We start from the raw sequence: 25,132 nt of genomic DNA, 5'->3' as shown, positions 1-25,132 counted from the left end.
CGGGCCTGGCCCGGTTATTTTACGCCGCGATTATCCTGCCTTAGCTGCATCCATTCTGCTCTGCCAGAAACAAGTCCAATCTTTTTAATAACTTCCGACTTATTAACATCGAATTGATCTGAATTAACATTAGTGGTATTTTTACCGCATTAATCTCAAATTAATGAATTGAAATACTGTCGCTAATATTGATAATCCCGCTGATCAACAATAAAAACTTTGAGGTTATGATGAAAAAATTTGTGGCTGAATTTTTAGGGACATTTGTACTGGTGTTCGGTGGTTGTGGCAGCGCGGTACTGGCTGCAGGGTTTCCGGGCCTGGGTATTGGGTTTGCCGGGGTGGCGCTGGCATTTGGTCTGACCGTACTGACCATGGCTTACGCCGTCGGACACATTTCCGGCGGCCATTTTAACCCGGCGGTAACGCTGGGCCTGTGGGCTGGCGGCCGTTTCCCTGCCGCTCAGATCCCTGGCTATATTGTGGCTCAGGTGATCGGGGGTCTGGCTGCTGCTGGCGTGTTGTACGTGATTGCCAGCGGTCATGCTGGTTTTGATGCGGCGGCCAGCGGCTTCGCTTCCAATGGCTACGGCGAACACTCCCCGGGTGGTTTCTCGATGCTTTCCGCCATGGTGATTGAAGTGGTACTGACCGCTGTCTTCCTGGTGATCATCCACGGTGCGACCGATAAACGCGCTCCGGCTGGCTTCGCCCCGATTGCGATTGGTCTGGCGCTGACGCTGATCCACCTGATCAGCATCCCGGTAACCAATACCTCTGTTAACCCGGCTCGCAGCACCGCCGTGGCGATTTTCCAGGGGGGCTGGGCCATTGATCAGCTGTGGCTGTTCTGGGTAATGCCGATTGTGGGTGGTGTTATCGGTGGCCTGATTTATCGCGGCCTGCTGGAAACCAAAGAGTAATTTTCTGCTTTGCTGGCGGGTGGATCACAATTACCCCGCCTTCCTCTCTTTTCCCCTTCTTTCCCCTTTCCGTTTTAATGCTATGATTCGGCGTTCACTTTTCCCCTGTTCCGGGCAAAGCGAATCACCTATGGCAAAACCTGCTCTGAAAAATACCCACTTTAAAGTGGTATAAATACAACATATAAAAAGGAAGTCTGGCTATGCTCGCCACCGTTACCCGACTGTTTCCGTTATGGGCAGTCCTGCTCTCTGTCGCCGCTTATTACTCCCCCACCACCTTCCTGGGCATCGGCCCGTGGGTCACTTATCTGCTAATGCTGATTATGTTTGGCATGGGCGTAACGCTGAACATTAATGATTTCAAACGGGTGCTGACCCGCCCCGCACCGGTGCTGGCCGGGACGTTCCTGCACTATCTGGTAATGCCGCTGGCCGCCTGGGGACTGGCTAAGCTATTCCATATGCCGCCAGACCTGGCCGCCGGAATGATCCTGGTGGGCAGCGTGGCCAGTGGCACCGCCTCAAACGTGATGATCTATCTGGCGAAAGGCGATGTCGCTCTGTCAGTGACCATCTCTTCCGTTTCTGCGCTGGTCGGCGTTTTCGCCACGCCACTGCTGACTAAACTGTATGTCGATACCCATATTCAGGTCGACGTGGTAGGCATGCTGCTCAGCATCGTGAAAATCGTGGTAGTCCCCATTGGTATCGGCCTGATCGTGCACCACACCATGAATGGCCTGGTGAAGCGCGTGGAGCCTTATCTGCCTGCATTTTCCATGGTCTGCATTCTGCTGATCATCAGCGCGGTGGTGGCAGGCAGTCAGGGCTTTATCGGCTCGGTCGGCCTGATGGTGATTGCGGCAGTGATCCTGCACAACGCCATTGGCCTGCTTGGCGGCTACTGGGGCGGCAAGCTGTTTGGCTTTGATGAATCAACCTGCCGTACGCTGGCGCTGGAAGTGGGCATGCAGAACTCCGGCCTGGCGGCCACGCTGGGTAAACTGTACTTTTCCCCGCTGGCGGCCCTGCCAGGTGCCCTGTTCTCCGTCTGGCATAACCTTTCCGGCTCCCTTCTGGCGGGTTACTGGTCCGGCAAGCCTGTCGATAAGAAGAAGTAACTTCTGCACGCTCCCCTGCCTGCTGCGGGGGAACGGTTATCACTCCTCGTCACGTTCGTCATCCGGCTGTTCCAGCACGCTGTAGGCCACCGCACAAAATAACGAGTTCAGGCGCTTCATATCCCCCAGCAGACCGAGGTGCAGCGAACTGGTCTCAATGCTCTGGACGTTATGCTGATGCAGGCGGTCCACATGCTTATGCGAATAGCGGCGGTTGGTGATGCGAAAACGATGCTTGGAGCGGCGCAGGCGTTTGGCGCTGGTAATATCGCGTGATAAAAACACCGACAGGCTGAGGCGCAGATTGGCGGTAAGCTGCTCCAGCAATGCATCCAGTTCGCCCATACCCTCAACGGAAAATGCCCGCCGGGCCGCCAGCGATTTATCCGCCACGTCGCCACTCATCCGCTCCAGAATATCACCTGCCATTTCCAGGTTCAGCGCCATCTCGATGATTTCGGCCCAACGCCGCGAATCCTCTTCCGGCAGGTCTTCTTTCGGCATCTGCGCCAGGTAGAGCTTGATGGCTGTGTACAACACGTCCACGTCGTCATCCAGTCTGCGGATCTCACGGTCTTCGCGCAACTCCCCATGCACTACCTTGCTGAAAGTCACCAGCATCTGCTCCAGTACATCGCCCATGCGCAGCGTCTCCCGCGAGGCATTGGCCAGCGCCAGCGCCGGGGTATCCAGCGCACTGGCATCCAGATGCCGTGGTTTAAGCCGCAAATCGGTTTCCGGCTCGACGCGAATCAGACGCTCACACAGCCGCGCCATTGCCCCGGCAAAAGGCACCATCGTCAGGCAGCGGATCAGGTTGTAGAAAACGTGGAAGAAAATCACCAGTTCTTCATCGTTGACCGGCAATTTATGCAACAGTGCGGCCAGCGGATCGATAAAGGGCAGCACGATCAGCGAGCCGATAAATTTGAACAGCAGGCTGCCAAGCGCCACCCGCTTTCCGGCGGCGTTCGAGGCGCTGTTGTTCAGCATTGCCAGCAGCCCGCTACCCAGGTTTGCGCCTATTACCAGACACAGCGCCACCTTGAAAGAGATCACCCCAGTGGCGGTCAGCGTGGCGGTGATCAGCACTGCGGCCAGGCTGGAGTAGCTGATGATAGCGAACACTGCGCCAATCAGCGCATCCAGCATCACATCGCCGGTCAGCGAGGAGAACAGCACTTTCACTCCCGCCGCCTGGGTAATTGGCGTTGCGGCGGCCACAATCAGCTGCAGCGCCAGCAGGATCAGCCCCAGACCTATGCTGGCCCGGCCCAGCTGCCCGGCACGGGTCTGCTTGCGGCCAAGGAAGAACACCACGCCAAAGAAGATAAACAGCGGCGAAAGCCAGGAGAGATCGAACGTCAGAATACGCGCCATCAGCGCCGTACCCACATCGGCGCCCAGGATAATCACCAGCGCGGGCGTCAGCCCCACCAGATCCTGAGCGACAAAAGAAGTGACCAGCAGCGTGGTGGCATTGCTGCTCTGCACCAGTGCGGTTACACCAATGCCGGAGATAAAGGCCATCGGTTTTTTGGAGACACTGCGGCTGAGCACGCGCCGTAAATCAGCGCCGTACACGCGCATAATGCCGGTACGCACGATATGCGTTCCCCAGACCAGCAGCGCCACGGCAGAAAGAAGGTTAAGCAGGGTTAGCACCGATATCGACCTCACAGCTTTGCAAAAGTAACGGATTCAGGACGGGAACTCGTCCTGATGAGTACGTTAAGTTTAGCTGATACGCTGAAAAAATCTTTTTAATCAGCGTGATAGTTGATCTGGTCTGTTAAAGCCTGAACGCGGCGGGATCAGGCCACCTCACGCAGGGTCAGCTTATCCAGCTGCAGGCCAACCTGGTAGCCTTCCGGGTGCAGATCGTCCGGCGAGCGGTTAAGGACATCCACCCACAGCTCCACATCCCGGGCTTTCACGCGGTAGCGGATAACGTTACCCAGCAAGCTGTGGCTGAGGATTTCCGCCGGGATCCCCTGTTGTGGCGAGCAGAACTGCACCGACTCAGGACGCAGCGCCACCTGACCGCTGTAGCTTTCACCGGTCAGACGGGATGCCTGCTCCGCCGTCAGCAAGTTGTAATTCCCGATAAACCCGGCGGCAAACAGGTCTGCCGGTTGGGTATACAGCGATTCTGCGTTACCGTTCTGTACAATTTTCCCTTTGTTCATCAGCACGATACGGTCGGAAAGGGTCAGCGCCTCTTCCTGATCGTGCGTCACGAACAGCGTGGTCAGGTTCAGCTCTTTCTGAATACGCCGGATCTGGTCACGCAGGTGGCGACGAATGCGGGCGTCGAGCGCGGACAACGGCTCATCCAGCAGCAGCAAACGAGGCTGGGTAACCAGCGAACGGGCCAGCGCCACACGCTGACACTGCCCGCCGGAGAGCTGATGCGGATAGCGTTTTGCGTAGTCGTTCAACTCCACCAGCTCCAGCACTTCCCCGACGCGGCGCTGAATCTCAGCAACATTAAGCTTCTGCATTTTCAGGCCAAAGGCCACGTTGCGCTCCACGGTCATGTTTGGGAACAGCGCGTAGCTCTGGAATACCATGCCAATCGAGCGCTTCTGCGGAGTCAGCGGCACAATGTCCTGCCCCTGTAGCAAAATCTGCCCGCTGTCGACCGAAGTCAGCCCGGCCAGGCAGCGCAGCAGCGTGGATTTTCCGCAGCCGCTCGGCCCCAGCAGCGTGACAAATTCCCCTTCGCTGGCGCTGAAGTCGATATCCTGGAAAATTGTCGTCGGGCCATAGCTTTTATTCAGTCGGGTGACATTCAGGTAGGAAGACATCTTCAGCCTCTCTCGCGGTTCAGGACGTTTGCCAGCCAGGTCACCAGCAGGACAACAAAGAAATAGGAGACAACCAGCGCACTGCTGAAATGACCGCTGGCATTGCGCACGTTGTAAAGATAAACCTGCAGCGTTTCATAGCTGGTGCCGACCAGCATGTTAGCAAACACAAACTCACCGATCAGGAACGAGAACGAGAGCAGTACTGCAATAAACGCCCCTTTACGCAGGTTAGGCAGCACCACCAGCAGCGCGGCCTGCCAGGTGCTGGCACCCAGCAGATGCGCGGCATCGATCAACTCACGCATATTGATCGCCTGCATATTGTTGGAGATAGCGCGATAGATAAACGGCAACGCGATAGTGAAGTAGCAGCCGATAAGGATCCACGGCGTGCCCGTCAGCATCAGCGGCGGCGCGGAATAGAGCTGCAGCAGCCCCACCGAAGAAACTACCGGCGGCACGGCAAACGGCAGCAGGATCAGCACGTTCATCACCGCATCCAGTTTCGGGAAGTAGTAAGCGATCACAAACATGGTCGGCAAGACCAGCGCCAGCGAAAACAGCAGCGCTCCGAAGCAAATCAGCAGGGAATGCCACAACGCTATCAGGAAGCGCGGGTCGCTCCACAGCTGTGTCATCCACTTCAGCGTGAAGCCTTCCGGCAGGATAGTGGCGCCCCATTCGGTAGCCAACGCATACAGCAGCGTCGCCAGCAGCGGCAGCGCCAGGATCAGGAACACCAGCCAGACAATCACCCGATGGTAAATATATTCACTTCGCGACATCGTCACAGTCTCCTTCTGGGTTAGCGCGCGTTCTGGTAGCTGCGACGAACCAGCCACTGATGGACCACGGTGATCGCCGACATCAGGATCACCAGCAGCATCGCCAGTGCACTGCCCATATTTGGATCGAGCGAAATATCCCCCGACACCAGCGCCGCAATCCGCACCGGGATCACATTGAAGTTGCCGGTGGTCAGGGCATAAATCGTGGCGTAAGCCCCCAGCGCATTCGCCAGCAGGATGACGAAAGTTCCGAGCAGCGCAGGCGTCAGAATGGGCAAGCCAATATGCCACCAGTAGCGCCAGCGGCTGGCTCCCAGCAGCGCTGCCGACTCTTGCCAGTCCTTTTTCAGCCCGTCAAACGCCGGATAGAGCAGCAGAATGCCGAGCGGGATCTGGAACCAGGTGTAAACCACAATCAGCCCGTCAGTGGAATAGAGCCTGAAGGTCTCCATCAGCTGGTATTTACGCATCAACAGCGTCAGGCAGCCGTTCAGCCCCAGCAGGATCACAAAGGCAAACGCCAGAGGTACCCCGGCAAAGTTGCTGGTCATGTTGGTGAAGGACATAAAGAAGCGGTGGAGTTTGCCGCCACCCAGCTGATGCAGCGAGTAGCCCCCCAGTAAGGCGATAATCAGGCCGTAAACACTGGACCAGAATGAGATATCCAGCGAGAAGCGGATCGCCTGCTGATAAAACGTCGAGGTGAGGATATCGCTGTAGTTGCCCCAGCCCCACGCCTCGTTCATTTCGCTGTAGAAGCTGTTGATCGCAATCCACACCAGCGGGGCGATTTGAAAAGCGAGATAGAACACCACAAAAGGCAGCAGGCACAGCAGCGCTATTCCTTTGCCCCTCATCACGCCATCTCCTGTCTGAGCAGCGCCGGACAAACCGGCTTGTCGTGATCGACGCCGAGGAGCTCGCACAGTGTGCCACAAAGATCGGTCTGCAGCGGTGCCGCATCGTTTTGCAGTGAGAATGCTTCGCCAAAGACAAACAGCGGCACCTGAGTTTCTTCCGGCAGAGTACCGCCGTGGCTGCGGTCATCATTCATGCCGTGATCGGCAGTGACCACTACCTGATACCCTTCGGCCAGCCATTGAGGCATCCAGTGCGACAGGTAGCCATCGGCTATGCGGGCACGGTTGCGATACTGCGGCGTGGAGAGGCCGAATTTATGGCCCGCATCGTCGATGTTCATCGGGTGGATCAGCAGGAAGTCCGGGTTGTAACGCAGACGCAGGCTCTCGGCATCCTCAAACAGGTGAGAATCCGGATAGCCGTCGTCGTAGTAAAAGTGGCCGTACTGAATCGGCAGGGCTGCGTCTTCAGTGTGGCGATCGCGGGCGGCCTGCCACGGCGAGCTGTTATATAACTCGCTCACCCAGTGATAGGCCGCTGCCGCCGTGGTCAGCCCGGCATCGCGCGCATAGTGGAAAATACTGCGCTCTTTGCTCAGACGGCTGACCCCGTTGTGGATAATTCCGCTTTTCACCGGCGTGATGCCGGTGAGAATGCACTCGTACAACGGACGTGAGAGCGAGGGCAGCTCACACGTCATCTGGTAGAGCTGCCCGTTCCCCTGGGCGCACTCTGCCTGCAAATAGCCCATCGCATGTTGCGCCACCTCATAACTCAGGCCGTCCAGCACTACCAGAATTGTTTTCATGCCGAATCCTTATTGTTTCATATTCACGATAACGTTTTCCTGCCACAGACGAGGCAGCATTTTAGAGGCTTTGTCCCAGGCTTCCGGATCGGCAATCGGATGAGCATTTTTATACTCAGAGTTCGGCAGCAGCTTGGCCTGAACGTCCGCAGGCAGCGTCAGATGCTCAGCACGGATCGGACGGGCATAACCGCGGGCAAGGTTGATCTGACCGGCATCAGAGAAAATATATTCACGGGCCAGTTTGGCGGCGTTCGGATGTTTGGCGTATTTGTTGATAATGGTGGTATAGCCTGACGTGATACTGCCGTCAGAGGGGATCACCACTTCAAATTTGCTCTTATCGATCTGATCGCGGTAGTTCAGGCCGTTGAAGTCCCAGACCACGGCAACCTGGATTTCACCCTTCTCGATGTTGGCAATCACCGGATCGGTCACGCCCAGGCGGCCTTCCTTTGCCAGGTCGCTGAAGAAGCTCAGCGCAGGCTTAAGGTTTTTCTCGCTGCCACCCATCGCGTAAGCCGCCGCCAGCACGCCGTTCGCTGCCTGAGCCGCCACGCCAACGTCACCGATGGTCACCACGTATTTGCCTTTTTTCAGGTCTGCCCAGCTGTGCGGCACGTCTTTCACCTGATCTTTATTGACGATAAACGCGATGGTGCCTGTATAGGCCAGCATCCAGTTACCGTCTTTGTCTTTCGCCCATGCCGGAACCTGATCCCAGGTACTCGGTTTGTAAGGTTGCGCCAGACCTTTCTGCACGGCTACCGGGCCGAAGGCCGCGCCGACGTCACCGATATCCGCCGTGGCATTACTCTTCTCAGCGGCAAATTTCGCCAGTTCCTGAGCAGAAGACATATCGGTATCACCATGCTGAATACCGTATTTACTGGTGATATCAGCCCAGGTTTCTTTCCAGTTAGCCCAGCTGTCAGGCATGCCGACGCTGTTCACTTGCCCTTCGCTTTTGGCCGCTTTTTCCAGAGCGGCCGTGTCGGCAGCATGCGCGCCCGGCAGGGCAAGGAAAATGGCACTGGCTAACACAGATGCGAACAAAGATTTCATAACTGCTGCTCCGGATGATAAGTTGAATGGCCTTCTGGACTAGTCCAGCAAGATCCGAGCCAATCTAGCCTGGCGATATGACAGATTTATGTCAGGCCAGCGGGGTACTGGACTAGTCCAACATTTCTGATAGCAGTGGTTTGGGGTTTACGCGCCACTGTCGTTCGAATTCTGTGCAGCTTCGCACCAAATTGAGGCTTTGATGTGATGAAAGCATTAACTGTGGATGTCATTTGTCAGACCCTGGGAGAGCGAATCCGCGCGGGCGATTTCGCTGCCAACGGTCGCCTGCCTTCCGAGCGCAGCCTCAGTGAGCAGTTCTCCACGACACGCATTACGCTACGCGAGGCGCTGGGCCAGCTGGAGTCTCAGGGGATGATTTATCGTGAGCTGCGTCGTGGCTGGTTTATCGCCCCACCACGGCTGGCTTACGATCCGCTGTTGCGCAGCCACTTTCACGCCATGGCAGAGCAGCAGGGGCGCACCGCGCAGACCGAAGTGCTCAACGCGCTGACGGTGAAGGTCAGCCGGGAGCTGGCCGAGAAACTGGAAATGCGTGAAGGGGATGACGTTTACCGTATCTGCCGCCTGCGGCGGATTGATAATCGTGCCGTGCTGTATGTTGAGCATTACCTCAACCCGGTCTATTTTCCTGACCTGCTGAGCTTTGATCTCACCCGTTCGCTGACCAATCTCTACCAGGAGGAATACGGTATCCGCTATGGCCGCGTGGGGTTCAATATGCTGCCCACTCCGCTGCCGAAGCTGGCTGCTCCGGCCTTAAAAGTCGCGGCTGGCAGCCCGGCTTTGTTCATTACCCGCATCAACCGGGACCAGCACGACCGTATTATCGACTGTGACTACGAGTACTGGCGCTATGACGCTTTGTATATTGCCGTAGAGGTCAGAGAGGGACGGAGCTGACGGCAGGACTCGTTGAACAAATCCTGCAGGTCTGAAAACCGGTCTCAGTCCGCGTCATACCCCAGGTTAGGTGCCAGCCAGCGCTCGACCTCACTGACCGGCAACCCTTTACGGCGGGCGTAATCTTCAATCTGATCGCGCTGCAGCTGCGCCACCGCGAAGTACTTACTCTCCGGATGGCTGAAATACCAGCCGGAAACCGCCGCGCCCGGCCACATGGCGAAAGACTCCGTCAGCTTCATCCCGGTATGGGATTCCACATCCAGCAGTTGCCAGATCGTCTCTTTCTCGGTGTGTTCCGGGCAGGCAGGGTAGCCGGGTGCCGGGCGGATGCCCTGATAGTTTTCGCGGATCAGCTCTTCGTTGCTGAGGTTTTCCGTGGCGGCAAAGCCCCAAATCACCTTACGCACCCGCTCATGCAGATACTCCGCAAAGCCCTCGGCCAGCCGGTCAGCCAGCGCCTTCACCATGATCTTGTTGTAATCATCGTGCTGCGCATCGTACACCTCAGCCAGCGCATCCTCTTCCAGTCCGCCAGTCACGGCAAACGCGCCGAGGTAGTCAGCCTTTCCGCTGGATTTCGGGGCGACAAAATCGGCGAGACAGTAGTTCGCAAAGCCCGTTTTGTCTGTCTGCTGACGTAAGTGATGACTCACTTGCAAAACGTGGGAACGGGATTCGTCCTGATAGATTTCAATGTCGTCGCCCACGCGGTTAGCCGGGAAAATCCCCACCACGCCACGCGGATTAAGCGATTTTTTGGCGCTCAGCTCATCCAGCATCGCATTGGCATCGGCAAACAGGCGTTTCGCCTCTTCGCCCACCACTTCATCTTCCAGAATGCGGGGATATTTGCCAGCCAGCGACCAGGTCATAAAGAATGGCGTCCAGTCGATGTAGTTGCGCAGCGTTTCAATGTTAGCGCTCACTTCGCTCACACCCAGCCTGTGCGCTACCGGAGGTGTATAGTTCTCCCAGTCCAGCGCCAGATAGTTATCTCTGGCAACCAGCAAACTGACCGGCGGCGTACGCGGCTTTTTACGGCCATGCTGAATGCGGACGGTTTCGTACTCTTTCCGCGTGCGGGCAACAAAATCATCGTACTGAGCGGCCGAAAGCAGTGACGACACCACGCCCACGGTACGCGAGGCATTCTGCACGTAAACCGTCGGGCCACTGTAGTTCTGCTCGATTTTTACGGCGGTATGCGCTTTAGAGGTGGTTGCTCCACCAATCAGTAGCGGCACGGTAAAACCCTGGCGCTCCATCTCTTTGGCAACGTTGACCATCTCATCCAGCGACGGCGTGATCAGGCCGGATAACCCGATAATATCGGCATTGTGCTCACGGGCCGTCTTCAGGATTTTGTCGCCCGGTACCATCACGCCAAGGTCGATAATTTCGTAGTTATTACACTGCAGTACCACGCCGACGATGTTCTTGCCGATGTCGTGCACATCCCCCTTCACCGTTGCCAGCACAATCTTGCCGTTGGTACTGCCCTTCTCTTTGCTGGCCTCAATATAGGGTTCCAGATAGGCCACAGCCTGCTTCATTACGCGCGCCGATTTCACCACCTGAGGCAGGAACATTTTGCCCTCACCGAACAGGTCACCGACCACGTTCATCCCGGCCATCAGCGGCCCTTCGATCACTTCGATCGGGCGGCTGGCGTTCTGCCGTGCGGCCTCAGTATCCACTTCGATAAACTCGGTAATGCCCTTAACCAGCGAGTATTCCAGACGTTTTTCCACTTCCCAGCTGCGCCATTCTGCCAGCTGTTTGTTGCTTTCATCGTCGGATTTACTGCCACGGTATTTTTCTGCCAGCTCCAGCAGCCGCTCGGTGCCATCATCGCGGCGGTTGAGCACCACATCCTCGACCGCATCACGCAGTTCAGCAGGCAGGTCATCGTAGATCGCCAGCTGTCCGGCGTTGACGATGCCCATATCCATACCGTTGCGGATGGCGTAGTAAAGGAACACCGCGTGGATCGCTTCACGCACCGGATCATTCCCACGGAAGGAGAATGACACGTTGGAGACACCGCCAGAGATCATCGCATGAGGCAGCTCGCGCTTGATGTCTTCACAGGCACCGATAAAGTCCATCGCGTAGTTATTATGTTCTTCAATCCCGGTGGCAACGGCGAAGATATTGGGGTCGAAAATGATGTCTTCAGGCGGGAAACCGACTTCTTCTGTCAGAATCTTGTAGGCCCGGCGGCAGATTTCTATTTTACGTTCGCGGGTGTCGGCCTGACCCACTTCGTCAAAGGCCATCACCACCATCGCCGCGCCATAACGCCGGACCAGCCGCGCATGATGCACGAAGACCTCAACGCCTTCTTTCATTGAAATGGAGTTAACGATGCCTTTGCCCTGGATGCACTGCAGGCCTTTTTCAATCACCTCCCATTTCGAAGAGTCGATCATGATCGGCACCCGGGCGATATCTGGCTCACCGGCAATCAGGTTGAGGAAGCGCATCATCGCCGCTTCCGCATCCAGCATCCCTTCATCCATGTTGATATCGATAATCTGCGCGCCGCTGGCAACCTGCTGCAGGGCAACGTCCAGCGCCTCGTTATACTTCTCTTCTTTAATCAGACGCTTAAATTTAGCCGAGCCGGTCACATTGGTCCGTTCGCCGACGTTAACAAACAGCGAGTCGGCGCTGATGGTCAGCGGCTCCAGGCCGGAAAGTCGACAGGCAACCGGGAGCTCAGGTAGCGGACGGGGAGCCACACCCTCTACGGCTTTCGCCATCGCCGCAATGTGATCAGGAGTGGTACCACAGCAGCCACCCACGATATTCAGGAAGCCGGACTGCGCCCATTCACCAATCTGCTCCGCCATGATCTTCGCGTCTAAATCATATTCCCCGAAGGCATTAGGCAGACCTGCATTCGGGTGCGCGGTCACGTAGCCTTCCGCAATTCGCGACAGCTCCGCCACATACTGGCGCAGCTCATCCGGCCCGAGGGCACAGTTCAGACCAAAAGAGAGCGGCTCTGCGTGACGCAGGGAGTTATAGAAGGCTTCGGTAGTCTGCCCTGAGAGCGTGCGCCCGGAGGCATCGGTGATGGTGCCGGAAATCATCAGCGGCAGCTTCACGCCAAGCGCTTCAAACTCAGTCTGCACGGCGAAAATCGCCGCTTTGGCGTTGAGGGTGTCGAACACCGTCTCAATCATGATGATGTCCGCCCCGCCTTCCACCAGCGCCCGCGTGGATTCGCGGTAGGCATCCACCAGCTGGTTAAAGGTGACGTTACGGAAAGCTGGATCGTTAACGTCCGGGGAAATTGAACAGGTGCGGTTTGTCGGACCAAGCACTCCGGCCACATAGCGCGGCTTATCCGGCGTGCGTGCAGTCCATTCATCGGCGCAGGCCCGCGCCAGCTTTGCCGCAGCAAAGTTAATTTCTGCCGACAGCGATTCCATATGGTAATCGGCCATGGCGATGGTGGTGGAGTTGAAGGTATTGGTTTCGAGAATGTCGGCTCCGGCTTCCAGATAGCCGTTATGAATGGCACCGATCACGTCCGGACGGGTGAGGACCAGCAGATCGTTGTTGCCCTTCAGGTCGCTCTGCCAGTCGGCAAACCGCTCGCCGCGAAAGTCCTCTTCTTCCAGACGATAGCTCTGGATCATGGTGCCCATGCCGCCGTCCAGCACCATGATGCGCTTTGCCAGCTGCTGACGCAGCTCTTCTGTTTTGTCTGTCACTCTCAACCTCTTCCACGTCACCCTGCGGCAAATCTGCCAGCAGAACATACTGGCATAACTTTCCGGCAGGACAAAGTCAGCGATCTTGAGAGATTTTCAGCTTGTGGAGGAAACTGCTCCGACCAGTCAGACTGACGTTGCATTATTGACCAATAAAACGAAAATGATTTCCACATGGTGAAAACTAAGGAGCCTGCTATGGCTACCCCCGCAGTGGTGAAACGCGGCAAGAAACCCCGCGCTGCCGCTCAATCCGTTCAGCCAGCCGGTCAGGTACAGTCGCTGACCCGCGGTCTTAAATTACTGGAATTTATCGCCGAATCGCACGGCAGCGTGGCACTGACCGAGCTTGCCCAGCAGGCCGGGCTGCCAAACTCCACCACCCACCGTTTACTGACCACCATGCAACAGCAGGGCTTTGTTCGCCAGGTGGGCGATCTTGGCCTGTGGACCATTGGCGCACACGCTTTCGTGGTTGGCAGCAGCTTTCTGCAAAGCCGTAACCTGCTGGCGCTGGTGCATCCGATGCTGCGCAAGCTGATGGAAGATTCTGGCGAAACGGTCAATCTGGCAGTGCTGGATCTCAGCGACCGTCAGGCGGTGATCATTGACCAGGTGCAATGCACCCAGTTGATGCGCATGTCCGCTCCTATTGGTGGCAAGCTGCCAATGCACGCTTCCGGCGCGGGTAAAGCCTTCCTCGCCAATCTGGATGATGCGCAGGTCAGCGAATTGCTGCATCGCCAGGGGTTGCACCACTACACGCCACAGACGCTGATGTCGCCGCACAGCCTGAAAGAGAACCTCGCGCTGGTGCGTAAGATGGGTTACGCCTTTGATGACGAAGAACATGCGCTGGGGCTGCGCTGCTTGGCGGCGTGCATATACGACGAGCATCACGAACCCTTTGCAGCCATCTCCATCTCCGGCCCGATTTCCCGCGTAACCGACGATCGTGTGACCGAGCTGGGTGCGCTGGTGATCAAGGCAGCGAAGGAAGTGACCCGCGAGTACGGTGGCATTCGCTAGTCTCTGTCAGGGCGGAAAGCCGGATGCTGGACGCCCTTTGCTCTGACCCGTAGCGCTGGCAGAAGCGCTGACGGCGGCGGTAGGCGTAAACATCCTCAATATGCCCGGCACGGATGCGCGCCTGCAGGCTTTGCCAGTAGCGGGCGCTGAACAGCTCGCTGTGCATCTCTTCAAACAGCGTGGCAATCGCCGGATCGGCGCAGAGATAGTTGCGAAACTCCTCGGGGAAAATATCTTCCGGGGCCACGCTGTACCAGGGCTCAAAGCTCAGCTCATCCTCCGGGTAGCGCGGAGCCGGGATCTCACGGAAATTCACTTCAGTCATATAGCTGATTTCATCGTAGTCATAGAATACCACCCGGCCGTGGCGCGTGACGCCAAAGTTTTTATACAGCAGGTCTCCGGGGAAGATGTTTGCCGCTGCCAGTTGCCTGACCGCATTGCCGTACTCCTCAATCGCTTCGCGCCGTTGCTGTGCATCTGCCTGTTCCAGCCAGATATTCAGCGGCGTCATCCGGCGTTCCAGGTAGAGGTGGCTGATCACCAGCTTATCCCCCTCCTCACACAGTTTTTCCGGGATCTCGCGCTGTAATTCAGCCAGCAACTGTTCGCCGATGCGGGCTTTATCGATAGCGAAATTTTCAAATTCCTGGGTGTCGGCCATCCTGCCCACACGATCGTGCTCTTTAACCAGCTGATAGCATTGCCGGACCCGTTCCGGCGTAACCTCTTTCTGCGGCGCAAAGCGATCTTTGATCACCTTGAATACCCGATCGAAACCAGGCAGGGTGAACACCACCATCACCAGCCCCCGCACGCCGGGCGCAATCACAAACTGCTCCTGCGTTTCTGCCATGTAAGTCAGGTATTCGCGGTAACACTCTGTTTTTCCATGCTTCTGGCAGCCAATTGCCATATACAGTTCGGCCGTGGTTTTACCGGGCAGGATTTCACGCAGCCACTCCACCAGCGCGGCGGGCAGCGGTGCATACACCATAAAATAGGCACGGGCGAAGCCAAACACGATGCTGGCCTCGCGCCTGCGCGTCAGGCAGGTATCCACATACAGCTCGCCCTGTTCACTGCGATGGATCGGCAGCAGAAAAGCGTAAACACCGGATGGCAGGCGCAATTTAGCCACCAGCCATGCTGCTTTATTGCGATAAAACAGTTCGTTAGCCACCTGCAGCGATCCCTGTGCGAGGTCGTCCTCAGCAAAGTTTTCCTGCAGGTGGGCAATGATAAAACGGATGTCCCGCGCCAGATCCTGCCACGGCAGCCGCAGCGGCAAATCTTTGAGCACGCTGCTCAGCAGTGCATACCAGCCTGCAGCGGCTAAGAACTCTTTTGCCAGCGGGCGGGGAATGGAGCGGAAACGCCTCTCCGGCTGAGAGCTGAAGATAAACAACCTTTCCGGCGTCAGCAGCTGATGGCCGAACAGGCGACAATAGACTGAGTTAAAAAAACTTTCGGCGATTTCAAAGCGGGGATAGTCCGGCAACAAATCCGTGTAAATTGCCTTCACCCTCAGCAGGAAATCCCCGCCGTGAACCTGCTGGCCGGTGATGCAGCGCAACTGCTCCACCACCAGCCCGACATGACGATCGTAAAGGTGAATGCGCTCCTTCATGGCTTCCTGCACGGCGTGCCAGTCCGCCTGCTCAAAACGCTGCTGAGCCCCAGCCGTTACTTCCAGAAACCGGCCATATTGCGCATCGAATCCCTGCAGGATGGTCCGGGCGATCAGCGTTTCCAGTTGTGGCATGGGGCCTCCTGTCAGACAATCAGAACTGCTGTTCTTCAGTCGAGCCGGTCAGCGCCGTTACCGACGATACGCCCCCCTGAATAATGGTGGTGACGCTGTCGAAATAGCCGGTCCCCACTTCCTGCTGATGCGAAGAGAAGGTGTAGCCCTGCTCCCGCGCGGCAAATTCAGGCTGCTGCACTTTTTCCACGTAGTGCCTCATACCTTCCCCCTGGGCGTAAGCCTGTGCCAGGTCGAACATGTTGAACCACATACTGTGGATACCGGCCAGGGTGATGAACTGGAAGCGGTAACCCATGTCCGCCAGCGACTGCTGGAAGTGAGCGATGGTGCGGTCATCAAGGTTCTTCTTCCAGTTAAACGACGGCGAGCAGTTATAGGCCAGCAGTTTGCCGGGGAAGCGGGTATGGATTACTTCGGCAAAGCGGCGGGCAAGCTCCAGATCGGGCGTTGAGGTTTCGCACCACAGCACGTCGGCATAAGGCGCATAGGCCAGCCCGCGGCTGATGGCCTGTTCCACCCCGGCGCGGGTGCGGAAGAAGCCTTCCGCCGTACGTTCACTGGTGATAAATTCCCGGTCATATTCGTCGCAGTCTGAAGTGATCAAATCCGCCGCATCCGCATCGGTTCTGGCGATCAGCACGGTCGGTACGTCCATCACATCGGCTGCCAGGCGGGCCGCTGCCAGCTTCTGAATCGCTTCCTGAGTGGGGACCAGCACCTTGCCGCCCATATGCCCGCACTTTTTCACCGAGGCCAGCTGGTCTTCAAAATGTACGCCGCCCGCCCCCGCCTGGATCATCGCCTTCATCAGTTCAAAAGCATTCAGCACGCCGCCGAAACCGGCTTCCGCATCCGCAATGATCGGCAGGAAGTAGTCTACATAGCGCGGGTCGCCCGGCTCAATCTGGCTCGCCCACTGGATCTGGTCAGCGCGCTGGAAAGTGTTATTGATCTTCTCCACCACCGACGGCACCGAGTTCGCCGGATACAATGACTGGTCGGGATACATGCTACCGGCCAGGTTTGCATCTGCTGCCACCTGCCAGCCAGAGAGGTAGATCGCCTCAATACCGGCTTTGGCCTGCTGCAGCGCCTGGCCTCCGGTCAGCGCTCCGAGGCTGTTGATATAGCCTTTTTTGGCCCCGCCATTAAGCAGGTGCCAGAGCTTTTCCGCACCGTGCTGCGCCAGCGTACATGCCGGGTTCACTGAGCCACGCAACTTCACTACTTCGGCCGCCGTGTACGGGCGGGTGATGCCTTCCCAGCGTGCATTGCGCCAGGCCTGTTCTGTTTGCTGAATCTGTTGGGCACGAGAAGTCATAGCGGTAATCCCCTGTTATCAGTGAAGTAAGCGGTAGCCCGGCAGAGTCAGGAACTCGACCAGTTCGGCTTCGGTAGTAATGCGCTCCATCAACTCTGCGGCTTCGGTAAAACGGCCCTGGCAGTAGCGCTGTTCGCCCAGTTCCTGCTGGATAACCAGCATTTCCTCCGCCAGCATCTGGCGGAACAAGTCTGCGGTGACGGTCTGGCCGTTCTCCAGCGTTTTACCGTGGCGTATCCATTGCCAGATTGAGGTGCGGGAAATCTCAGCCGTGGCGGCATCTTCCATCAGTCCGTAAACCGGTACGCAGCCGTTGCCGGATATCCACGCCTCGATGTACTGGGCAGCAACGCGAATGTTGGCGCGCATTCCTGCTTCGGTACGCTCACCGGCATAAGGTTCGAGCAGCTGCTCTGCGGTCACTGGCGCATCGTCTTCACGCAGGATATTGAGCTGATTTGTCCGTTCGCCCAGCGCCTCGTTAAAGACCGCCATCACCGTATCAGCAAGGCCCGGATGGGCAATCCAGGTGCCATCATGACCATTTGCCGCTTCGCGCTCTTTGTCCGCCTTCACCCGGTTAAGGACCCACTGATTGCGTTCCGTCTCTTTACTGGGGATAAACGCCGCCATGCCGCCCATCGCAAAAGCGCCGCGACGATGGCAGGTTTTGATCAACAGTCGGGAGTAGGCATCCAGAAAGCCCTTTTCCATGGTGACGGACTGCCGGTCAGGCAGAACGCGATCCTGATGATTTTTCAGAGTTTTGATATAGCTGAAGATGTAGTCCCAGCGGCCGCAGTTCAGGCCAACGATATGATCTCGCAGGCTGAACAGGATCTCGTCCATCTGAAAGACTGCAGGCAGCGTTTCGATCAGCAGCGTGGCTTTAATCGTGCCGCGTTGCAGATCAAAACGATCCTCTGCATAACTGAAAACGTCGCTCCACCAGGCTGCTTCCTGCCAACTTTGTGTTTTCGGCAGGTAGAAATAGGGACCACTGCCTTTCGCCAGCAGAGCATCCACGTTGTGGAAGAAGTACAGGGCAAAATCGAACAGGCTGCCGGGGATCGCTTCGCCGCGCCAGGTGACATGCTTCTCCGGTAAATGCAGACCGCGTACGCGGCAAACCAGTACCGCAGGATCGGGCTTAAGCTGGTAGATCTTCCCCGCTTCATTGCTGTAGCTGATGGTGCCGTTTACCGCATCGCGCAGGTTGATCTGGCCGTCGATCACTTTATCCCAGCTGGGTGCCAGCGAGTCTTCAAAATCCGCCATAAAAACATTCACATTGGCATTCAGCGCGTTGATCACCATCTTGCGTTCGACCGGTCCGGTGATCTCCACACGGCGATTCTGCAAATCTTCCGGGATCCCACGAATTTTCCACTCGCTGTTTTTAATGGAATCCATTTCCGTAATGAATCCTGGCAACTCGCCAGCATCAAATTTTTGCTGCTGCCTGACTCTGGCGTCCATTAAATCCGCACGACGCGGAGCGAATTTCGCCACCAGTTCGCCAAGGAAATCCACTGCAGCATCGGTCAGAATTTGCCGTTCTGCCTTACCAAAAGGGCGCTGGAACGCCAGTTCCGTGCTGATAACCTGTTGTGTCATAACTCACTCCCGTCATCGATCCTGTCTGGTAACCGTCCCTGCTGAGAGGACGATCCTGCCGCTGGGTGTTTTTTAACCCGCAGGATCAAAATATAAACAACCAAATAACAAAATCAAAAACTATTTCCATTTATTACTTAAATTCACAACAACATATTGATTAATAGATGATTAAATTTATCTTCAGGAAAGAAGGCATTTTCGTGTTCTATTTATCAGGTAGAGGCAAGGTGTGGGAAACAGGTCGGCAGAAGGGCTACGGAGGAGCGACAGGAGATCGATAAAGCAGTCAATCAGGGGGAAATGGCAGAGTAAGAGGCAATAAAAAAGCCGATCTTTAGGTGCGATCGGCGCTGTTCTCTGCGTTAACTGATCCAGAGGATCCGCTATTCCAGTGTCGGATTCATATGCCGCAGATCGAATGGGGTGATCTGATAGACGTAATAGTTCAGCCAGTTAGAAAACAGCAGGTTACCATGGCTGCGCCAGCTGGCACGTGGTGGCAGCTCAGGATTATTCTGCGGGAAATAATTAAATGGAATTTCCGGGTTCAGTCCGGCTTCATAGTCGCGATGATATTCCCCCGACAGCGTCAGCGCATCGTACTCCGGATGGCCGGTAACAAAGGCCAGCCGTTTGTCCTTACTGGCGAACAGATAGGCTCCGGTTTGATCCGATTCAGCAAAGATCTCTAAATCGGTGTAATCGCGCAGCAGCTGGCTGGGGAAATCGGCATAGCGTGAATGCGGTGCCAGGAAGCTGTCGTCAAAGCCACGGGTGAGTAAAGCATGAGGATGCAGGATTTGGTGTTCATACACACCAGACAGCTTGTTCTCGCGGGTTTGCTTCGGAATGCCATAAAGAATATTCAGTGCGGCCTGCACGGCCCAGCAGACAAACAGCGTGGAGGTCACATGCTCCTTCGCCCAGTGCAGTACACGCTGGATCTGCGGCCAGTAGGCCACATCATTAAAATCAACCAACCCCAGCGGCGCGCCGGTGACGATCAGTCCGTCAAAGTTATCATGCTGAATATCTTCGAAATTACAGTAGAAGTTATTCAGGTGATCCATTGGCGTATTACGCGATTCACGGCTGTCGATGCGCAGCAGCTGAATATCAATCTGTAATGGCGAGTAGGAGAGCAGACGGAGAAACTGGTTTTCTGTCTCAATCTTTTTCGGCATCAGATTCAGCACCAGCACCTTCAATGGACGGATTTCCTGAGTGCTGGCGCGTGAGGAAGTCATCACAAAGACGTTCTCGTTGCGCAGGAAATTCACGGCTGGTAACTCATCGGGTACCCTGATTGGCATAACCTCTCCCTCAACTAACCATTTAAACGTTTAGACATCCAGATAGCCAAAGATAACGTGCGCACCGGTAAATGTCGAGGTTTCATCTGATAGTTGAAAATGTTTCATCTGTGGTCGCTGAACAGCTCGACGAAAGGCAGCGTCACGGCAGCATCGGCGCTGGCATGGCGATATAACAGCCAGGTGCGGCTTTTCACCGGTTCATTGCCCACTACAATCGGCGTGCGAAACAGCGACTCCGCCAGCGGTTGATAGCTGGAGACAATGGCATAGCCCATCCCCCTTTCGACCATGGCCAGGCACACTTCCAGTTTGTCCACGCCCATCGCCACGCGAGGTGCCAGTGAATAATTGGCATTCCACCACCGTTCAATCAGCCGCGTGATATGGCCGCCATGGTTGATTTTAATCTGCGGCAGATGGGGCAGTAGCGCCAGGTCAATTGGCTGCCGACTGATCAGATAGTAGTTATCTTCATCGATCAGCCTTTTGCCCTCTTTCCAGCCGTAATCGTCCTTCACCAGCGCCAGATGCACATCGCCACGCTGGAGTTTCAGGTACATCTCTTCACTGAGGCCGCTGACCAGATTGATGTTGATACCGGGGTGCTGCTGACTGAATTCGGCCAGCAGATCGGGCAGACGATAGGCGGCGAAATTGCTGGAAACGCCCATGCGCAATTCCCCCTGTTGCGGGCCATTCAGGCTTTGCAGAGTGGTTTTCAACAGATGCAATTCGTCCAGTACGGTTTCCGCATGCTGCGCCAGATAGCGTCCCTGAGCGGAAAATGTCAGCCCGCGCCCACTCTCCTCAAACAGCTGGATCGACAACTTGCGCTCGATCTGCTTTAACCGGTAGCTCAGCGCAGGCTGAGAGGTAAACAGCTGTTCGGCAGCGCGGGTGATGTTTTTGTACTGCCAAACGGTCCGGATAATTAACCAGTCTTTTTCATTCATCTCGCTCTCTGCCATGCCAGAAACCCTACCTCCATAAAATATTTTTTGGGCAGACTTTGCAAGCCATAAAAAAGCTCAATTGGGAATTGTGCAGAAAAAAGCCTATATCTGTTTAACACTCTAATTTAACAGAAATTAACTGCACCTGATTGGGGAGCCAACATGTCTGTACGCACCAAAAACGCGCAGAAAGATAAAATTATTTATGCCGTAGAGGCAATCAGCCCGGCGATGCAGGAGCTGGCGCTGAACCTGCACCAGAATCCAGAACTGAGCTTTGAAGAGCACCGTTCGGCGGCGGCACTGATTGCCCCACTACGCAACGCGGGTTTTACCATTGAAACCGGCACCGGTGGGCTGGAAACAGCCTTCCGGGCGACCTGGCGTAAAGGCACAGGCGGCCCGACCATTGCTTTTCTGGCCGAATATGATGCCCTGCCTGAGCTTGGACATGCCTGTGGCCATAACCTGATAGGCAGCGCTTCAGTGACGGCTGCCCTGGCGTTGAAGGCAGCAGAGCTGGATTTTGATGGCTGCATTGAAGTGATTGGTACTCCGGCAGAGGAAGACGGCGGCGGCAAAATTATCATGGTTGAAAAAGGTGTTTTCAACGATGTGGATGCGGCAATGATGTTCCATCCACGGGAGAAGAATATGGTGGTGCGCGGCGCTCTGGCCTGCCATGACTCGACGTTTAAGTTTTACGGTAAATCGTCTCATGCCGCCTCCGCTCCCCAGCTTGGCATCAGCGCCCTGGATGCGGTGATCCACACCTTCAACGGTATCAATGCCCTGCGTCAGTTCTTCACCGACGATGTGCGTGTTCATGGCGTAATCACTAACGGTGGTAGCGCAGCCAATATTGTCCCGGCCTATGCCGAAGCCAAATTTATCCTCCGCGCAGCTACCGTGGGTGGTCTGAGTGAGGTTCGCCGTAAGGTTTATGCCGCAGCGAAAGGGGCAGCAGAGATGACCGGGGCTCGTGTGGAGATTGAAGAAGGCCTGATCTACGCCGAGCGGAACAACAATCTGGCCCTGGCAGAGAGCTTTACCCGCAACCTGACGCTGATGGGCGTGGAGAGTTATGACCCGCCAAAAAGTGGCGGCGTCGGCTCTTCCGATATTGGCAACGTCAGCCAGATCACTGCGGCTATCCATCCCTATCTGCGCATTGGCGATGTAACGCCCCACACGCCGGAGTTTGCCGCAGCGGCAGGCTCCCCGGCAGGATTAACCGCCATGCTGACCGCCGCAAAAGCGCTGGCGATGACGGCTTATGACTTATGCCACGATGAGGCCCGGCTGATGGCCGTCAGGAGCGAGTTTATCGAGTGGCAATCACAAACGATTACGGCAGGAGCAAAATAATGAAAACCCGTATTCTGACGCTGGCGATGCTGGCCCTCTGTTGTTCTTCCGCCCTGGCAGCAGGCGAAACCCTGCGTGTCGGTGCCGATCTGACTTATCCACCGTTCCAGTTCCGGGATGTTAACGGCACGCCGACCGGCTTCGAAATCGATATCACCAATGCCGTCTGCAAAGCAGTGGCGGTGAAATGTGAGTATGTCGTCAGCAGCTTTGATGCCGAGATCCCGTCGCTGATGGCGAAGAAAGTGGATTTCATCTCGCCGCTGGGTGCGACAACTAAACGTAAAAAGTCGATAGATTTCAGCAACTTTATCTATCACGTTCCTTCACAACTGGTGGCGCAAAAAGGTTCGACTTTGCAGCCTACGCCAGAATCCCTGCAGGGTAAAAATATCGCCGTGCAGCAGGGATCTATTCAGGAGATGTACGCCAATAAGTATTGGGCACCAAAAGGCGTCAGCGTGAAAACCTATCCCGACCAGGACGTGATTTATCAGGATTTGGCGGCCGGCCGTCTTGATGGTGCGCTCAGCCCGGCCGTTGCCGTCACCTTTGGCTTCTTACAGAAGCCGGAAGGCAAAGACTTTGCGCTGACCGGCCCCGAAGTGCGTGACGATGTGTTGTTCAGCATCGGTTCAGCCTATGGCGTGCGCAAGGGCGACGAGAAGACGCAGAAACTGCTGAATGAGGGGTTGGCTAAGATCATGGCCGATGGCACCTGGCAGAAGATTAAGCAGCACTACTTTGGTGATATCGAGATGAAAGTGACCAGGACGGCCACGCCTGAAGCGGCGAAATGAGTCGGGAGGCTGCTTGCAGCAGAGAACATCAGATGAAGAGCGCACACCGTATGCAGCAGAGAAAATCTGATAAAGAGGGAGATCCATATGCGACTTAATGAGCCAGACCGGACTGAGCTTGCGCCACTGATGGATGCTTTGCTGGATCGGTGGATGCATCTGGACCGCCTCTCGGGGAGTGAAGAGGCAGAACGCTCAGTGGATCTGCTGATGCAACAGCTTAGCGCCGTGGGCCTCTCTCCCGTGCGTGAAACCTGCCAGCTGTATCTCAGCGATCCGCTGTCGGCTTCGCTGACTTTGCCGGATTTTCCACAATGGCAGGGGGAGGCGAAAACCCGTTCTTTTTCAGCAAACTGCCCGGATGGGGTGACAGGAACGCTGGTTTATGACCGGCGTTCCCTTCAGCAGGTCGCTGACCTGGAGCGGGCAGGCTGGGAAGCTTCAGTGCGTGGTAAGATTGTGATTGCCGATCAGGCTTTTGAAGATTATGTTCAGCGCCTGGTCCGGGCCGGGGCGGTTGGCTTGATCCATATCTGGGGATCGGCTGAAGAAGCGCTGCATGAAGAGACGGTGGGGCCGGTCTGGGGCACGCCGGTTCCTGATGATATGCAGCTCTATCCTGCCCTTCCCGTTATTTCAGTTAACCATCAACTTGGCCGTCAGTTGCTGGAGATTGTACGCCGCAATCAGGGGTCTGTTGCTGCCAGGCTGACCACAACGCTGAATGAGCATGTTGCTCACTGTAGCCTGCCCGTTGTGGATATTCCTGGTGAGATCGACGAATTTGTCCTGCTCTCCAGCCACTATGATTCCTGGCATCAGGGTCTGACGGATAATGCCACCGGCAATGCACTCTGCCTGGCCGTTGCAGCATACTTCCATCAGCAGCAGCCTCTGTTAAAGCGTGGATTACGCATTGCCTGGTGGCCCGGACATTCCAATGCCCGTTATGGCGGATCGACCTGGTACGCCGACCTTTATCGCCGTGAACTTCAACAGCGCTGCGTGGCGCATCTCAATGTAGATTCACCCGGTTGCAAAGACGCAACTGAAGTGGTGGTCAATGCCAGCGGCGCGGAGAAGACCGGTTACCTGAATCAGATAATCAATGAGGTGACAGGCAAGCCCGCGCGTCGCATCACCCCGCTGGGAAAAGGTGGCGATCAGTCTTTCTGGGGCTGTGGTATTCCACTGCATTTTGCCTTCCGCGAGGAGCCGGAAACCCGCATCAGCCAGTCACCAGGCAGCGGTGGGGGCTGGTGGTGGCATACTGAGGAAGATACCCGTGACAAAGTCGACGATGCCATTCTCTGGCGCGACTGCCGAATCCACATTGGCTGGCTGACACAATTACTCTGTGACGAAGCATTACCCGTGGATCCTGCCGGCTATCTGACGTTGTTGGTTCAGGAGCTGGATCAGTTACAACACTCTCTTGACCCGCAGTTTGATCTTGCGCCGATCGGAAGCGAACTGCTGCAACTAATGAAACAACTTGCTGATATTGAGGGATTTCAGGAAGACCAAAGTAAGAGGCAAGCTGTTTGCCAGGCCGTGGCCTTATGGCACCGCGTCCGTTACAGCTCAACTGATGATTACCATTATGATCTGAGCTACCATGGGGGAGCTTTCCCCGGTCTGCAGCTCTTACGCGAGCAGCGGCAGCAGACCACAACGCCGCTCACTTTTCTCACCATGATGACACAGTTTATTCGCCAGCGAGATCGGGCAGTGAGTTTGCTGCGGCAAAGTGGCGAGCTGCTGGAAAAGATTTCCGGATCGTAAACGCAAAAAACCCCGGCCGTCAGGCCGGGGTTCCTGTCTGAAAGCAAAAAGGCCACCCGTAAGGGTGGCCTTTCTGTTTTATTTGATGCCTGGCAGTTCCCTACTCTCGCATGGGGAGACCCCACACTACCATCGGCG

General features: G+C 56.1%; 19 protein-coding genes. 7 read left to right on the top strand and 12 right to left on the bottom strand.

Features of this window, described 5'->3' with window-relative positions:
• The first annotated feature begins 227 nt into the window (after positions 1–227).
• Positions 228–923 (top strand): aquaporin Z, encoded by a 696-nt coding sequence (gene aqpZ / locus AC3Y5R_RS21790; RefSeq protein ID WP_158785239.1) that lies wholly within the window; start codon positions 228–230, stop codon positions 921–923.
• Between the two features lie 203 nt (positions 924–1,126).
• Positions 1,127–2,047 (top strand): ketopantoate/pantoate/pantothenate transporter PanS, encoded by a 921-nt coding sequence (gene panS / locus AC3Y5R_RS21785; protein ID WP_158781699.1) that lies wholly within the window; start codon positions 1,127–1,129, stop codon positions 2,045–2,047.
• Positions 2,048–2,086: 39 nt separating this feature from the next.
• On the opposite strand, the gene AC3Y5R_RS21780 is transcribed toward panS, so the two are convergent.
• The 6 genes from AC3Y5R_RS21780 to AC3Y5R_RS21755 form a co-directional block, all read right to left on the bottom strand.
• On the bottom strand, positions 2,087–3,712 hold the full coding sequence (locus AC3Y5R_RS21780) for a Na/Pi cotransporter family protein (RefSeq protein ID WP_158781700.1): 1,626 nt from the start codon (positions 3,710–3,712) through the stop codon (positions 2,087–2,089).
• 149 nt (positions 3,713–3,861) lie between these two features.
• Complete coding sequence (locus tag AC3Y5R_RS21775; RefSeq protein ID WP_489923066.1) at positions 3,862–4,857, bottom strand: ABC transporter ATP-binding protein; 996 nt, start codon at positions 4,855–4,857, stop codon at positions 3,862–3,864.
• A gap of 2 nt (positions 4,858–4,859) precedes the next feature.
• Positions 4,860–5,645: an ABC transporter permease gene (locus AC3Y5R_RS21770; RefSeq protein WP_489923065.1), complete on the bottom strand. Its 786-nt coding sequence runs from the start codon at positions 5,643–5,645 to the stop codon at positions 4,860–4,862.
• Between the two features lie 20 nt (positions 5,646–5,665).
• A complete protein-coding gene (locus tag AC3Y5R_RS21765) occupies positions 5,666–6,505 on the bottom strand; it encodes an ABC transporter permease (protein WP_489923113.1) in 840 nt (279 codons plus the stop codon).
• Entirely contained in the window at positions 6,505–7,317 is an 813-nt protein-coding gene (locus AC3Y5R_RS21760; protein ID WP_489923064.1) for an alkaline phosphatase family protein, read from the bottom strand. Before AC3Y5R_RS21760 ends, AC3Y5R_RS21765 begins: the two co-directional genes overlap by 1 nt.
• A gap of 9 nt (positions 7,318–7,326) precedes the next feature.
• The gene (locus AC3Y5R_RS21755) at positions 7,327–8,382 is read right to left on the bottom strand and encodes an ABC transporter substrate-binding protein (RefSeq protein WP_158781704.1); all 1,056 of its coding nucleotides are present in this window, start codon (positions 8,380–8,382) and stop codon (positions 7,327–7,329) included.
• 207 nt (positions 8,383–8,589) lie between these two features.
• On the opposite strand from AC3Y5R_RS21755, the gene AC3Y5R_RS21750 reads away from it, so the two are divergent.
• Positions 8,590–9,306, top strand: a complete 717-nt coding sequence (locus AC3Y5R_RS21750; protein ID WP_489923063.1) for a UTRA domain-containing protein — start codon at positions 8,590–8,592, stop codon at positions 9,304–9,306.
• Between the two features lie 44 nt (positions 9,307–9,350).
• On the opposite strand, the gene metH is transcribed toward AC3Y5R_RS21750, so the two are convergent.
• Entirely contained in the window at positions 9,351–13,034 is a 3,684-nt protein-coding gene (metH, locus tag AC3Y5R_RS21745; protein ID WP_489923062.1) for a methionine synthase, read from the bottom strand.
• Between the two features lie 198 nt (positions 13,035–13,232).
• Here metH and iclR point away from each other — a divergent pair, with 198 nt between their 5' ends.
• Positions 13,233–14,063, top strand: coding sequence for a glyoxylate bypass operon transcriptional repressor IclR (iclR, locus tag AC3Y5R_RS21740; protein WP_489923061.1), 831 nt, complete (start codon positions 13,233–13,235; stop codon positions 14,061–14,063).
• On the opposite strand, the gene aceK is transcribed toward iclR, so the two are convergent.
• The 5 genes from aceK to AC3Y5R_RS21715 all read right to left on the bottom strand — a co-directional run bounded on the left by aceK (position 14,017) and on the right by AC3Y5R_RS21715 (position 21,056).
• On the bottom strand, positions 14,017–15,828 hold the full coding sequence (gene aceK, locus AC3Y5R_RS21735) for a bifunctional isocitrate dehydrogenase kinase/phosphatase (protein WP_489923060.1): 1,812 nt from the start codon (positions 15,826–15,828) through the stop codon (positions 14,017–14,019). The genes iclR and aceK overlap by 47 nt on opposite strands.
• 19 nt (positions 15,829–15,847) lie before the next feature.
• Entirely contained in the window at positions 15,848–17,152 is a 1,305-nt protein-coding gene (aceA, locus tag AC3Y5R_RS21730; RefSeq protein WP_489923059.1) for an isocitrate lyase, read from the bottom strand.
• Between the two features lie 18 nt (positions 17,153–17,170).
• A complete protein-coding gene (aceB, locus tag AC3Y5R_RS21725; protein ID WP_489923058.1) occupies positions 17,171–18,769 on the bottom strand; it encodes a malate synthase A in 1,599 nt (532 codons plus the stop codon).
• 386 nt (positions 18,770–19,155) lie between these two features.
• Positions 19,156–20,085 carry a homoserine O-acetyltransferase MetA gene (metA, locus tag AC3Y5R_RS21720; RefSeq protein ID WP_158781711.1) on the bottom strand — a complete coding sequence of 310 codons (930 nt, stop codon included), beginning with the start codon at positions 20,083–20,085 and terminating at the stop codon, positions 19,156–19,158.
• Positions 20,086–20,189: 104 nt separating this feature from the next.
• Positions 20,190–21,056, bottom strand: a complete 867-nt coding sequence (locus AC3Y5R_RS21715; protein ID WP_489923057.1) for a LysR family transcriptional regulator — start codon at positions 21,054–21,056, stop codon at positions 20,190–20,192.
• Between the two features lie 147 nt (positions 21,057–21,203).
• On the opposite strand from AC3Y5R_RS21715, the gene AC3Y5R_RS21710 reads away from it, so the two are divergent.
• The 3 genes from AC3Y5R_RS21710 to AC3Y5R_RS21700 all read left to right on the top strand — a co-directional run bounded on the left by AC3Y5R_RS21710 (position 21,204) and on the right by AC3Y5R_RS21700 (position 24,994).
• Positions 21,204–22,409: a M20 family metallopeptidase gene (locus AC3Y5R_RS21710; RefSeq protein WP_489923056.1), complete on the top strand. Its 1,206-nt coding sequence runs from the start codon at positions 21,204–21,206 to the stop codon at positions 22,407–22,409.
• Positions 22,409–23,209, top strand: coding sequence for a transporter substrate-binding domain-containing protein (locus tag AC3Y5R_RS21705; RefSeq protein ID WP_489923055.1), 801 nt, complete (start codon positions 22,409–22,411; stop codon positions 23,207–23,209). Before AC3Y5R_RS21710 ends, AC3Y5R_RS21705 begins: the two co-directional genes overlap by 1 nt.
• Before the next feature lie 87 nt (positions 23,210–23,296).
• Positions 23,297–24,994, top strand: a complete 1,698-nt coding sequence (locus AC3Y5R_RS21700; protein WP_489923054.1) for a M28 family peptidase — start codon at positions 23,297–23,299, stop codon at positions 24,992–24,994.
• The last annotated feature ends 138 nt before the right edge of the window (positions 24,995–25,132 follow it).

The sequence above is a fragment of the Erwinia sp. 009765445 genome (assembly GCF_058137865.1).
Note: the sequence above shows the minus strand (reverse complement) of the source record. Positions and strands in the feature narration are given on the sequence as shown.